At 40.0% G+C, this 13,579-nt stretch carries 15 protein-coding genes; 3 read left to right on the top strand and 12 right to left on the bottom strand.

Annotation, left to right across the window (positions count from 1 at the left end; genetic code table 11):
- Positions 1-238: 238 nt before the first annotated feature.
- The gene (locus ACN222_RS15415) at positions 239-1,507 is read left to right on the top strand and encodes a tetratricopeptide repeat protein (protein WP_010997234.1); all 1,269 of its coding nucleotides are present in this window, start codon (positions 239-241) and stop codon (positions 1,505-1,507) included.
- 77 nt (positions 1,508-1,584) lie between these two features.
- On the opposite strand, the gene ACN222_RS15410 is transcribed toward ACN222_RS15415, so the two are convergent.
- The 6 genes from ACN222_RS15410 to ACN222_RS15385 all read right to left on the bottom strand — a co-directional run bounded on the left by ACN222_RS15410 (position 1,585) and on the right by ACN222_RS15385 (position 5,067).
- Positions 1,585-2,052: a transposase gene (locus tag ACN222_RS15410; RefSeq protein ID WP_070205945.1), complete on the bottom strand. Its 468-nt coding sequence runs from the start codon at positions 2,050-2,052 to the stop codon at positions 1,585-1,587.
- On the bottom strand, positions 1,994-2,203 hold the full coding sequence (locus ACN222_RS15405; RefSeq protein ID WP_010997232.1) for a hypothetical protein: 210 nt from the start codon (positions 2,201-2,203) through the stop codon (positions 1,994-1,996). Before ACN222_RS15405 ends, ACN222_RS15410 begins: the two co-directional genes overlap by 59 nt.
- Before the next feature lie 201 nt (positions 2,204-2,404).
- Positions 2,405-2,608 carry a hypothetical protein gene (locus tag ACN222_RS15400; RefSeq protein WP_010997231.1) on the bottom strand — a complete coding sequence of 68 codons (204 nt, stop codon included), beginning with the start codon at positions 2,606-2,608 and terminating at the stop codon, positions 2,405-2,407.
- 12 nt (positions 2,609-2,620) lie between these two features.
- The gene (def, locus tag ACN222_RS15395; protein ID WP_010997230.1) at positions 2,621-3,184 is read right to left on the bottom strand and encodes a peptide deformylase; all 564 of its coding nucleotides are present in this window, start codon (positions 3,182-3,184) and stop codon (positions 2,621-2,623) included.
- Positions 3,185-3,308: 124 nt separating this feature from the next.
- Positions 3,309-4,313, bottom strand: a complete 1,005-nt coding sequence (locus ACN222_RS15390; protein ID WP_010997229.1) for a DUF2278 family protein — start codon at positions 4,311-4,313, stop codon at positions 3,309-3,311.
- Positions 4,314-4,443: 130 nt separating this feature from the next.
- Positions 4,444-5,067, bottom strand: coding sequence for a hypothetical protein (locus ACN222_RS15385; RefSeq protein ID WP_010997228.1), 624 nt, complete (start codon positions 5,065-5,067; stop codon positions 4,444-4,446).
- A gap of 211 nt (positions 5,068-5,278) precedes the next feature.
- Here ACN222_RS15385 and psbP point away from each other — a divergent pair, with 211 nt between their 5' ends.
- Together psbP and ACN222_RS15375 are read left to right on the top strand one after the other, a co-directional pair.
- Positions 5,279-5,824, top strand: a complete 546-nt coding sequence (psbP, locus tag ACN222_RS15380) for a photosystem II reaction center PsbP (RefSeq protein ID WP_044521617.1) — start codon at positions 5,279-5,281, stop codon at positions 5,822-5,824.
- 190 nt (positions 5,825-6,014) lie between these two features.
- The gene (locus ACN222_RS15375) at positions 6,015-6,608 is read left to right on the top strand and encodes a Maf family protein (protein WP_010997226.1); all 594 of its coding nucleotides are present in this window, start codon (positions 6,015-6,017) and stop codon (positions 6,606-6,608) included.
- 129 nt (positions 6,609-6,737) lie between these two features.
- On the opposite strand, the gene lpxD is transcribed toward ACN222_RS15375, so the two are convergent.
- The 6 genes from lpxD to ACN222_RS15345 all read right to left on the bottom strand — a co-directional run bounded on the left by lpxD (position 6,738) and on the right by ACN222_RS15345 (position 13,436).
- Entirely contained in the window at positions 6,738-7,787 is a 1,050-nt protein-coding gene (lpxD, locus tag ACN222_RS15370) for a UDP-3-O-(3-hydroxymyristoyl)glucosamine N-acyltransferase (protein WP_010997225.1), read from the bottom strand.
- Positions 7,788-7,852: 65 nt separating this feature from the next.
- On the bottom strand, positions 7,853-8,827 hold the full coding sequence (locus tag ACN222_RS15365) for a glycosyltransferase family 2 protein (RefSeq protein WP_010997224.1): 975 nt from the start codon (positions 8,825-8,827) through the stop codon (positions 7,853-7,855).
- A 127-nt stretch (positions 8,828-8,954) separates the two neighbouring features.
- Positions 8,955-10,226 carry a lipopolysaccharide biosynthesis protein gene (locus ACN222_RS15360; RefSeq protein WP_010997223.1) on the bottom strand — a complete coding sequence of 424 codons (1,272 nt, stop codon included), beginning with the start codon at positions 10,224-10,226 and terminating at the stop codon, positions 8,955-8,957.
- 53 nt (positions 10,227-10,279) lie between these two features.
- Positions 10,280-11,236, bottom strand: coding sequence for a glycosyltransferase family 2 protein (locus ACN222_RS15355; RefSeq protein ID WP_010997222.1), 957 nt, complete (start codon positions 11,234-11,236; stop codon positions 10,280-10,282).
- A 39-nt stretch (positions 11,237-11,275) separates the two neighbouring features.
- Complete coding sequence (locus ACN222_RS15350) at positions 11,276-12,232, bottom strand: glycosyltransferase family 2 protein (RefSeq protein ID WP_010997221.1); 957 nt, start codon at positions 12,230-12,232, stop codon at positions 11,276-11,278.
- A 22-nt stretch (positions 12,233-12,254) separates the two neighbouring features.
- Positions 12,255-13,436: a glycosyltransferase gene (locus ACN222_RS15345; protein WP_010997220.1), complete on the bottom strand. Its 1,182-nt coding sequence runs from the start codon at positions 13,434-13,436 to the stop codon at positions 12,255-12,257.
- Between the last annotated feature and the right edge of the window lie 143 nt (positions 13,437-13,579).

The following is a 13,579-nucleotide window of genomic DNA, read 5'->3' as shown; positions in this document are numbered from 1 at the left end:
AAAGGACTAAAGTCCTTACTACGAACTGGAGCCTAGTATTTTTACATCACTTAAGATAGGTTGATTTTTTCAAGTCATTCTACTTAATTGGTAGAGGGTATTGGGTATACTGCCCTCTCACTAATAATCAAAGATGCTCATATCATTTTTTTATTTCGTTGATTGATATATGGGACTATTATTTGATTGGTGAATTATACGTGTGGTGGGTATTGCCCACCAGACATAGATAAACGCTATGAATAACGAGTTTTATAACCAGGGACTGGAAAAAGCTAAACAAAAAGACTACGCTGGAGCCATTGAGGAGTTTAGCCGTGCTTTAAAACTTGCTCCTTATTTTGCTGAAGCTTATTTACAAAGAGGTTTAGCATATTACGACTCAGGGGCAATTCTTTTGGCTGTGTCAGATTACACTGAAGTTATCAAGATAAACCCTGAAAGTGTAGAAGCATATTACTGTCGCGCATTAGCAAGGTTGGCGCTGAAAAATTTACCGGGGGCGCTAGAAGATATAGAACAGGCGATTCGACTGAATATTAATTATGCTGCGGCTCATAGCTTACGGGGGACGGTGCAGCGCAAACAGGGATATATTCAAAATGCGATCGCTAGTTTTAAAAAAGCTGCGGAATTATACTTGCAGCAAAAAGACCAAGAAAATTGTCGTCTGTGTCTAGAGAAAATTAAACAGTTACAGCCAGCAAAACAAGCTACCATACAGCCTATAAAAGCTACCATTGCCCCCATAAAATCTGTTAACGAATATTTTACCCAACTATTAGACAAAGCCGAAAAAGGCGACACCAGAGAAGCCATAGCCGATTTAAACTGGATATTACAAACCGATCCTCAAGATGCTCAAGCCTATTGCTGTCGGGGAGTGGTGCGGTGCAAAATGGGGAACTATCGAGAAGCGATCGCTGATTTTAACCAAGCATTACAATTAAACTTTCAGGATGCAGCCGTCTATCGTAACCGAGGTAAAGCACGTTCTCTATTAGGTGATCATCAAGGTGCGATCGCTGATTTTCATCAAGCCATTCAAATGCAGCCAGAAGACACCTTAGGTTATGTTGCCAGAGGAAATACCTATCGCGCAATGGGTAATTATCTAGGTGCTATTCAAGACTATGGCAAAGCGTTGCAAATTAACCCCAATGATGCCCAAGCTCACTACAATCGTGGCATAACTCACACTTTCCTCGAAGAAATGCAAAACGCCGTTGCTGACTATCAACGTGCAGCTAGTATCTTTTGTGAACAACAAGACTGGGAAAATTACCAACTAACCCAAGATAGCCTCAAACAAATTCAGACATCCGTTCCTGAATATAAGCAACAAAAGTCGAATGTGTTGCGTCAAAAACTCCTGCGGTTGGTTGGCGGGTATTGGGAAATTGCTCAAAGATTAATTCAGCAGCAAAAAGATTACCAACCGGGGATGTCGGAAGAGTGGTATATGCAGAAAGTGATTGATGATTTAGAACGCGATCGTGGCAGATAGAAAACAGGTATTTTGACTTTGAATTGGCACAATACACCATAATAACGTAATTTTAAACATAAATTCACCCACATTTATCATATGGGTGAAAAGAAAACGCATTTGCCATTTTTAGTCTCTCTGGTGGACGACTGTACTGATAGGGCATCAAGAATGAAAGAATACCCGGTAATGGACATAATTAATTCTGGAGTTAACTCAGCCAAGAGTTGATCAAGTGTCTGGAAAGAAGCCCATTTGAGGTCAGCTTTGAGATATCCCCATAAGCGCTCAATGGGATTGAGTTCTGGACAGTAAGGTGGTTGAAACAACAAAAACACATTCTCAGGCACAATCAGCTCCTTGCCTGTATGAAAGCGGCCTTGATCAACTTGAAGAATGTTGAGACTATCTGGATATGCTTGAGAAAATTCATTCAAGAACTGTTGATAGCATTGGGTATCAACATGAGAAAACTGCAAAAAAAATGATTCCCCTGTTGCAGGTTCAACCGCACCATAAAGCCAAAAGGCTTTGAATAACCACTGCCATTCTCCTATCGGCACTTATCGTCGGTGCATTCTCCTGTTTGAGCCAGTACAGCACTTGCAAGCGTTCCTTGACCTTTGCTGTTTCCGCTTGACGCAACCTTTCTACTAAATTATCCAAGCTTTCCTTTACTTCTATTGATGTCACGCCAACCATCAGTAGAAACATCTAAAAACAACGATTTTCAGTTTACCTCATCTGCCCTGTCTCTAATTTAAATTGGTATCATTTTGATCTGTGTGAGGGTGTAAGGGTGTAATTTTTCTTTATTCTTGCCCATGTACCCCCGTACCTTAAGAAAAATAAAAGGTGAAAGAAATGAATTTTGCCTTTTAGTTCATCCTTTCACCTTTTTTATGTACCTGATGCTTATTTAATGTTAGCCTTTGCGTCCCTCACTGCGGCAAGAAAAAATAATCCTGTAAGAGGAATGCTCAAACCCAGGATAACTGCGGTGGTTTGGAAGCCTAAATCTGGTTGTCCATAACTGAGTTCAAACACCGAGCCAACAGCCGCGATCGCACTTATGCAAGAGCCAGCGAGAAATAAACCGCTTTTTGGAGTTAAATACACTACTAGTCCACCCTATGCTACTGGTTTCACTGCTTGATACGAGAAGCCATTTTTAGATAACTCCTGTGCCAAAGTCAAGGAATTATCTACACGGTCTACAAATACTACACCGTTGAGGTGATCCATCTCGTGTTGAATGCAGCGTCCGAGTAGGTCGGTAGCTTTTAAGGTCTGAGGACGGCCATTTTCATCTTTATAGGCAACTTCTACCACTTCCGGGCGTTTGACATCCATATAAACCCCTGGAATGCTTAAACACCCTTCCTGCGCGCTACAAATTTCCCGGCTTACTTGTTTAATTGTAGGGTTAATTAATATCAGTGGCGGATTCGCTGGGTTATCCGGTTCGCAATCGATGACAATGAGTTGTTTATTAATTCCCACCTGGGGTGCAGCCAAACCAATGCCATCACTGCTGTACATAGTTTGCAGCATATCACGGATCAATTGCCGGGTTTCATCATCTACTTTCGTGATCCGCTTTGCTGGTTGACGCAGCACGCGATCGCCTAAATAGTGGAGTTGCAGAGGTGGATTTTTTAACTTTTTTTTCTCAACAGCAATTTCAGAAGGCATGACTTTTGTCGGCTAGATTGTGCAAATTCCTACTAACCCAATTCTATCAATTTAGTCATTAGTCAGTTGTCAGTTGTTAGTTGTCAATAGTTTTCTTCTCCCTTCGCCTGATTCTTCTACTCCCTCAAAACAGAATTGTCCAACCTTGCTTCTCTGTCTGTGTTCTGGTGTAGGAAACACCATCAATCTTGATGCCTTTCTCATCCAGGAGGGTGATAATACTACCATTGTTGTCTAATTGAATACTATTACTATCAATAGGTACTTTGACAACTTCACCTGGATTGATTACACCATATAGGCTTTGTTTGCGCTTGTTTCTATCTGCTAATGACCAACTATCCAAGTCTACTTTCTGGGGTGAAATATTAATTAAGGTAACTGTCTCTTTTCCTACATCCTCACCCGGAGGATTCACAAGTGCAGCCACAATCCGCACTGCTCCAGTTGTGACAGTTGGTGTGATTATGTCTATATCGTCTATTCTATTGCCGGTGATATCGTCGGTATGGAATGTCTGAGACTGGAAGGCCAAGAAAATACCTACCCATTGATTTCGGGTCGGGTAGTGAATCAGCAGTCCGCCATCTTGCCAAACACCGTTGTCTTTTTTAAATTGGGCGGCGTTACCCTGGTTCATGTGGATGTCATGAATACCGTTCCCTGGAAGAAACCCGAAATATTTGTCTTTGATGTCCATTTCGGGCCCCCATCTTTCGCCAAAAGGATAGAGGACTGCATCTGTGGAAGCGATCGCTCGTGCAATGTATAATTCCAGCAATTCATTAAGATCATTGTTAGGCCCCGGCACATCATAGGGCAAAGGCTTCATCTGTTTGGGGTCAAACAAATTCCCGCGAATGTAGTCTAAAGCAATTCCCCCCGGTTGGCGTGGCAACTCATAGAAGCCGAAATCTAACTCTAATAATTCTTTCGTTATGGGATGGGAGAAATTTTCATCCACAAGATAAAGCAATTCTGAAGGGCTTTGCTTTGATTTGACGTTGATAGCAATCCGGTGCTTTTGTTTGTTGTCCGTTACAAGTATTTGGTAATGGGGACTAGAACCTTCACCAAATTTACGATTTAGCGCACGACTTTTTAATACACCATAATTCTTTAAGGGCATTTATTTCTCCTAACTTTTAGGGTGCAGAATGCTACAACTGGATAATTGCTGGTTAACTAAGTTAATTACTCGGTATTGTTGGAATTGGCTAGTACCCCATAGGGTGATTTTTTTTGCTTCTAGTAATCAATTAGCCACACACCAACCCCAACCAATAGGGATAAGCATAAGAATTCGTAGCTAGTAATTTTGCTCCTCGATAAGTTTTAAATACTGATTTAGCTGTCGCTTGCAGATTTGCCATTAGTCTTTGATCCTCAGCATTTGCTTCTAAGGCTAGACTCCACCATGTATTATTTTGAATCAGTAACTGGGTAATCTCCAGACTGCAAGCACTATCAATACATTCATCATTAGCAACTGATTGTACTGAGAAATCAGATAGAACTTGATAAGACTGTAAATAACGAGTTTTCTCTACCCTTACCCAAGAAGATTTACTTAAAACTGTTGTAGGATGAAAGCTTTCTCCTGTCGGGTCTTCACAAGACCATTTAGCCCATTTCTCAGCGTTTCCAGCAACGAGTTCCCCAAAACCTACTACACCCAGTTCTGCTGTCCGCCATTTCACTTCCAAGCTACCATGTCGGAGTTTGATTCCCAAAAAATTAGATTCTGGGACGTAGAGATAAATATCTTCTCGTGTTTCCGGTAATTGCTCCTGGTCAATTAAACAGCAACGCTGAAACCAAACTTTTATATCTTCTGGTATCTTACCAGGATAAAACCAACGCAATTCGTTACTTGTGAGCATAATATCAAAGTGTTGAGTGCTTGGTAGTGAGTGGTCAGTCAAACCCTTTGGGGAATTCAAAATTCAAAATCATCTCCTACCTATAGGGTATGTTGCATTGATTTGTTCCCAGTCCTTCTTAATCATGCGAAGCGATCCAGTTGATGGGACAATGAAAATGAGAAATCATACCTACCTTCATATTGCTTCCGGCCTAAAGGAATCTGTAAAGATGTGGAAAAAAATTGTATTGACGTTGCTATTGGTCTTGAGTTTTAGCTTGAGTAATTCTAATGTAGCCGAGGCTGCTGGATTCAAAAGCTTTGTAGACACTGCTGATGGCTATGAGTTTTCATACCCTAATGGCTGGTTACAGGTAAAAGTTGCTAACGGCCCTGATGTGGTGTTTCACGATTTAATTGAAATTTCCGAGAATATATCTGTTGTCATTAGTCCCGTTCCCGATGACAAAAGTTTGCAAGAACTGGGTACACCAACAGAAGTAGGTTACAAATTGGGAAAAGCGGCTTTAGCACCTCCTGATTCTGGTCGCTCGGCTGAACTAGTCAACGCCTCTGAGTACGAATCAGAAGGTAGAACATACTACCACCTTGAGTATTTAGTAAAGCTTCCCAATCAGCAAGAACGACATAACATCGCCAGTGTGGCTGTTAGTCGTGGCAAACTTTTTACCTTTAACGCTTCGATTCCTGAAAAACGTTGGCGAAAAGTCAAAGGGATGATGGAAGATGTAGCGAACTCTTTTGTAGTGTATTGATGGGGATTGGGGATTAGGGATTGGGGATTGGTGAGACAGCGCTCTTGGTAGGGTTTACCTGACCCAGGCGACTGCGTTCGCCGTTCGCGGAGCGTCCCGAAGGGAAGAGTACCCAAAGGGAGACTGGGAAGAATTCTTTACCTTGTTCAATACCCAATTTCCAAGTCCTCAGAGTTCTTAATTTTGAATTATGAAAACTCCGCAATTTATATTAGCTTCTGCTTCTCCGGCGCGTCGCCGCTTGCTGCAAACGGTGGGTATTGAACCAATAGTTAGCCCTAGTGATTTTGATGAGTCGCAAATCCAAGAAACTGAACCCGGAAAGTTGGTGCAAATTCTCGCTCAATGTAAGGCGGAAACGGTAGCGCCACAGTTTCCATCAGGGTTGGTGATGGGGTGCGATTCGGTGTTGGCTATTGATGGTAAAATTCACGGTAAGCCAATAGATGCGGATGAAGCGATCGCTCGTTGGCAATTGATGCGAGGTCAGGTTGGCGACCTCTACACAGGTCATGTTTTAATTGATAAAATACAAAATCGCACTTTAGTAAAGTATCAAGTAACAAAAGTTTACTTTGCTAATATTAGCGATCGCACTATTCAAGCCTATGTTGCCACAGGTGAACCCCTCAAGTGTGCAGGTGCTTTTGCCTTAGAAGGTTTTGGTAGTTTATTTATAGAAAAAATCGCCGGTTGTCACAGCAATGTTATTGGCTTGAGTTTACCCCTGCTTCGACAAATGCTAGAAGAATTAAATTACGATGTCACTGATTTTTGGAAGTAGGTTAAAATCAATACCCAGTTATTAAGTCAAGTGCTGGTAATAGGTAATAGCTAATAGGTAACACTTCCCTCTCAATTACCAATTACCAATCACCCATTACCAACTACCAACTACCAATTACCAAATTAATTACCTTTTACTTTCCTTGTCTGATTGACGTTGTAATTGTCTAAAAGCTTGGTACATCTCTGGTAAGCGGCTGTAAATAGCACCTATTTTAAGATAAATTTTGTGAGGAATTGCCGGAGTACCAGAGACAACTTCCCCTGGTTTAACATCGTGGAGAATACCTGTTTGAGCAGAAGCAGTCGAGCCGTCACCCATTTTCGCTTGATTTGCAATTCCTACTTGTCCTGCCAAAATCACGCGTTTGCCTAATTTTACACCTCCAGCCATACCAGTTTGGGCAGCGATCGCACATCCTGCACCAATCTGGCAACCATGAGCAATCTGAACTAAGTTATCAATTTTGGTATCGTATCCCACTCTAGTTTCTCCCACTGAAGGCCGATCAATGGTAGTGTTACAACCTATATCTACGCGATCTTCTAAAACTACATAGCCTGATTGTTCCATTTTGTACCAACCAGTCCGGGTAGGAACAAAACCAAAGCCTTCTCCGCCGATGACAGCGCCACTGTGAATAATGCAATCTGCACCAATTTGGCTGCGTTCTTCGATGGTACAGTTAGCGTGTAAGATGGAGCGATCGCCTATTTTTACATAAGGGTAAATGACTACATTGGGGTGAATAATTACACCGTTACCAATTTCTACCCCTGGTTGAATCACGACATGGGGGCCGATGTAAACATCATTACCAATTTTGGCTGTGGGGTGAATGACGGCTGTGGGATGAATTTCTGGGGTTGGGGTGTATGGTTGGTAGAATAGAGCGATCGCTTTAGCAAACAACAATCGCGGTTCTGGTGTCGTCATCCAAACAATACCCCGCGCTTGAGCTTGAGCCTGCATCGCTTCATTTTGTGGCAAAATCAAAGCACTAGCATTTGTCTGAGCGATAAAAGATGCAAACTTTGCACCCTCTATATAGCTGAGATTAGCACTTGTGGCTTCATCAATAGCTGCCATCCCTGTAATTTCAGGGTCATTGTTTGGGTTTTGAGTGAGGCTATGGTTTGTAACCTCTAGCTTTGATATGATGTCGCTAAATTTCATGTTGAGCTAACTACTAAAAAGTTACCGTTGCTGATGGTTGATAACTTGCTAGTTTATCAGTTTCACTACGGCTGTACTTGGAGATTTTTCATCTGCTTACTTTTTTTGATAAATTGCAACAAACGACTCATCAATTTCGGGGAAAGTACTATAACTAACAAAATTTTTATGATTAGCTTATATGTATAGATCTCCTTGAGAGTTTGAGGTCTTGAGCGAATATAACTCAACAAATTGCCAATCACATACTTAATATCAACGGTTGAATTATTATTGATACTGTCTAGATATAACTCTACGTTGTATCTATAAATATTAGATAAACTATGTTTCTTCAGGTATTGCAATTCCAAAGGAAGCACTTTCATCGCCTTATCTAAAATAGCCAAACTAGCTTCCCGAATTATTTGTAATTTGAATGACTTGGATGTAACAGAACGACGATAAAGAATTTGATGTTGTTTGACTACAACAAAAGGCCATTTATAAGCCAAGCGTAACCAATAGTCCCAATCTTCACCTGACCTTAATGTAGTATCAAACTCTCCTATCGATGCTATTGCTGCTTTACGAATTAGAGGATTCGAGCCATTAGTTAGAAAATTCGCTAATAACAAATCAGTATATACATTCCCTTCATACAAAGGTTCAAAAGGTTTTAATAATTCTCCTTTATCATCAATTGTATAAGTCCAGCTATAGGCTACACCAGCCTCTGGATGATTATTTAAAGCAGACAATTGTAATTCAAGCTTATCAGGTGTCCACAAATCATCAGCATCAAGAAAACTGATAAAATCTCCTACTGCATGGGAAATTCCATGATTGCGAGCGCCAGAAGCTCTACTATTTTCATATGAGTAAACTTTCAAGCGTGCGTCGTCAACATTTTGTAGAACTTCTACTGTTCTGTCTGTAGAACCATCATTAATTACAATGATTTCTAAATCTGAGAATGTTTGATTGAGAACCGAGTTAATCGTTTCTAAAATTGTGCGTTCAGCATTATAGGCGGGAATAATTACAGATATTTTAGGCATATTTATTTTAAATCTCCGCAAGATAAGTTAACTAATCAAAAACCACATAAGAGCTTGTTCAAAAAGTAGCTCACCACAAACCTAATATGCTACATAACTCTCAAATAATTACTTTTAAAGCATTTCTCTAAACCTTGCTCAAAGTGCGAGTGCGATTGTGAAAAATATACCTATAACTCCATAAAACAGACACAGGTATGAACAATACATGAGATAACAAAACACCTACAGCTACCCAAAACACTCCCCACTGAACTGTTAAGAATACTGCCGCAGCGAAAAAGATAGTAAATAGAAGATTAATATTTAAGTTAATATGTGTTTTATCTACAGCATTGAGTAAAAGTGAATTAGCCCATCCAAATACTCTAGGGATAACTGATAAACAAATTAAAATCAAAATTGGTACAGCCGTCGTCCATTTTTCACCAAACACTATCGGCACATATATAGGGGCTAAAATAGCTTGAGCTAGAATAATTGGGATGACAAATGATAAAATCTTCTTTAAACTATTGAAATATCTTTGTTTAAATTCTGTTAAATTTTCTCTGACTGCACATATATAAGGAAATAAAGCAGACATAAATGTGTTAATTACATTAATACTAATACCCGAACCAGCATTGAAAGCGAAAAAGTAAATTCCTAATTGTTCTGTACCTAGAAATTTACCAACTATTAAATAATCTAAATTATTTCTGATTTTATTCAGAAATTCTACAGCCAGCATATTTTTTCCAAAACTGGTAACCTCTCGCCATTTATCGAGAGAAAATTTTGTCGGAGGTCGCCAAGAGTTATTCATCCAAGTGACAACAACCCAAACTGGAGTTGATAAAACTATAGGTAAAACTATAGCCCAAATACCCATACCCAAAAGAGCAAAAACCACTGTAATTACATTACCCACAAATGCTTGAATAGCATTACATAAAGCTGTAATCTTCAGATGGTTATCGCGTTCGATAAGAGCAGAATTAACCATGAAGATAGGGTATATCAGATATACAATGGCTAAAGTACAAATAGGCCAGACTAGTTGTTGATTGCCATAAAATTGAGCAATGGGAAATGCCGCGATACACTGACATAAAAAAACTGAGATTCCTAGAATTAGATTTAGCCAAAATGAAGTATTACATATTATTTTGAGATCCTGCTCATTGGCTTGAATAATCTTGGCACCGATACCACCTCTGAGAGTGAAGACATTAGCAAATTCAAAAATTGTGTAGATGAGCGCCATTGCTCCATAATCCTGGGAACTAAACATTCGTGCTAGAGTTACTGTTGTTCCTAAGCGAAAAATACGATTTACCAACTCTGCTGTTCCCAACCAACCTACATTGCGGATAAATTGACTTGATAATAGTTGCTTTATCTTTTTAATTAACATGAGCAGCCAGTTGATATTAGCAGGTGAAATAAATACATAAACAAATAGCAAGATTAGGTTGCAGCACCTAAAACCAATCTACGCAAGTTACGAATGAGCGATCGCAGGTTATCATAGCCTTGAGAGCCTAATAACTGCATAATCACAATAGCTACACTCAAGCGTAAGAAATAGGCTGTGAAAAAAATCTGCGGGTAATGTAAAAGAGCTTGGCGACGATATTTGATTGCTTCCTGGTAATTCTTTTCATCCATACAAGTCCAAGCTGTATACAAATTTATCCACCCATAGCTCCGGTTTCGCAAGTATAGTAGCTCTGTTGGAACTGTTGCAAAAGTTTTTTCAAAAACTCGACGGATATTTTTGAGCATCTTCGGACGATTTTTGCTCATACTTTGTGAATGTCGGCGGTAGAGTGTGAGGGGTTCCTTGACAACCGCAAAGTGATAATGAGCCGCCAGCCTAATCCACATATCACGGTCTTCTGAACTGGTCAATTCTGTGTCAAATAAGCCTACTTTGTCAAAACAAATACGACGCACCATCGCCGAACTACCGTTAGATATTTTGTCATTGACAACCATTTGTTCCCAAACATACCCTTCGACATGAGAAGCGACTATCACACCAGTAGGTTTACCAGTTTCATCAGTCCAAGCTGTCCAAGTATAAACTAAACCAGCTTGTGGAGAATTATCTAAACATTTCACTTGCTTTTCTAATTTAGTTGGTAGCCATAAATCATCAGCATCAATAAAGGCTATATATTCTCCCGATGCGTGGTGAATTCCCGTGTTGCGCGCTCCTGATAAGCCTTGATTTTGTTGGGAAATCACTTGCACTCGTGGGTCAGTGATTTGTGCAGTCCAGGCAATAATATTGTCTGAACTACCATCATTAATAATTAAAATTTCTATATCGGTAAAGCTTTGTTGTAAGACACTCTCCACTGTAGCGGGGAGGTATTTCATTGCATTATAAGCGGGAATAACGACGGATACTTTTGGCATAAGTTTGGAGGTAATTTCAATGCGGAATTATGCAGGATTTTAAGGTATTAATGCTAAGATGTTTCTTCGCAAAGCTCGACTGATATTTCTAACTCCATCCAAGCCAGAAGCACCAAAGAAACGAGTTACCAGTATGGCGAATTTTTGAGACAAACCAGATTTAGAATAAATAACTTGAGGGTCGCTGGTGTAAGCTTGTTGACGATAATAAATAGCTTGTTCGTAATTTCTATTATCTAAAGCTCTCCAAGCGAGATATAAATAAACTAAAGCATAGGCACGTTGTTTTAAGTTTTGCAGTTCTGGTGGTACAGATTTAAAGGTTTTTTCGATGACAGATTGATTTTCTCTAAAAACTCTTTCGCAGTTTTTTGACATACTGCTACGATGTTGTCTATAAAGGGTTAATGGTTCTTTAATTAGGCCAAAACTATATCGAGACGCAATCCGAATCCACATATCCCAATCGGATGAGCCACCCATTTCTGGGTCAAATAAACCTACCTCTTGAAAACAAGCGTTCCTGACTAGAGGAGAACTACCACAGACAACAGTAGGACATTGAATAATTTGTTTCCAAACATTACCTTCGGCATTAGTTTTCAGTACAGTCCCTGTAGATTTCCCTGTTTCATCAATTAACATTACCCAAGTATCTACTAAGCCAACTTCTGGATTTTTATCTAGGCAAGATACTTGCTTTTCTAGTTTGCTTGGTTCCCAAAGATCATCCGCATCCAAAAATGCTATGTATTCACCTTGTGCTTGCATCACACCTGTATTGTGTGCGCCTGTTAAACCTTGGTTTTCTTGGGTGATGAGGCGGATTCTAGCATCGGCGAGACTAGAAACCCAATTAACAATATTGTCAGAACTACCGTCATTAATTATTAATACTTCAAAATCGGTGAACGTCTGAGCAAAAACAGTTTCCAGCGTTGTTGGTAGATAAGCCATAGAATTATAAGCTGGAATCACTACAGAAACTTTGGGCATAATGTTTGGTTTTGGAATGTAATTAATGATTTTGTTGATGACCTTGAATAGTTTTTAAAATCAAGTCACGGTACCTTAAAGCTATGTTTTCCCAACTGAAACGCAGAGCATTTTGACGCGCTCTTACTTGCCAATCTTGAGTTAAAATCTCTCCCATAGCCGCAGCATAAATATCTGGATTCTTCACATCACATAAGCTACCAGCATTACCGACAATCTGACGACGCATTTCGTCATCGGTAGCAACTACAGGTAAACCACTCGCCATTGCTTCCACATAAGCCATTCCAAATGGCTCATCAATGGAAGGTAGGGTAAATACATCAGCACTGCGATAAACTGCCGGCATTTGCTCATAGGGAAAACTTTGAATCTTAAAACGCTCTTTCCCTAATAACTCATCACCCTTAGCTTGAAAGTAATCACGGTCAATACCATCGCCGCATAATAATAGACTGGCTTGGGGTAAACGTGCTACTGCTTCCATAGCTAATCTAATGCGCTTATGGCTATGACGTTTGAGAGACGCAACACAAAGAACAATAGGTTTTGGCAAACAAAAATCGATGTGCTTTCCTACTGGAGTAAATCTATTTATATCTACACCATTAGGAATAATGCTCACATTTTGCTGAGGTTGTACACTACGCACAAATGCAGCCATTGCTTCAGAAAAAACGACTAATTGATTAGGATGAAACCGCAAATTACGTGTTAATGATTTACCTTCTCCCAATAAGCCGACGTGTTCGGTAAAAAGTATTGGCGTACCTCTGATAGCTCTCACAAAAGCTGCCATTGCCATGCCGCCATAGTCATTACAAGGAAATATCAAATCGGCAGATTTAGTTAATAAGTGAATAGCACAGGGAAAAAAATTACTGAGGTGTTCAATCACTATTTCAGGATGGCTAGCAAACCTAGACAGCAGTTTAGAAATAAGCGGATGGCGAACGATGTTAAAGGCTTGAGTGCGTGAAATACCACCAGATGGAAGGGAAAAAGAGCCACAGTCAGCACCGCTCAAAAGTTCTAAATCGAAGTATGAATTAAGATGTCTTGCTAACTCTATGGCAAAAATTTCTGAGCCACCACTCCAATTTACTCCCGCACTAGGATGTACTAATACAACTCGGTAACGCTTTTGGTTTTCTAATGGTGATAGATGATTTTTGCTTGTAGAGTTAATTACTTGTTGTGTCATTTTTTAGCTGCGTTCATGGATGTGCAGTTGGCGTGAATGTTGTGCGATGACTTACTGTCGCCTATATTGCCGTCGGCATAAATTACTAAAGGAGGATGGATGATGATATCATTAGTAATTTCTGTCCGCGTCTTGAATCACGG

Source organism: Anabaena sp. FACHB-595, from assembly GCF_048568275.1.
GTDB lineage: Bacteria > Cyanobacteriota > Cyanobacteriia > Cyanobacteriales > Nostocaceae > Trichormus.
The sequence above is the reverse complement of the archived record's forward strand: the minus strand, read 5'-3'. Positions and strand labels throughout refer to the sequence as shown.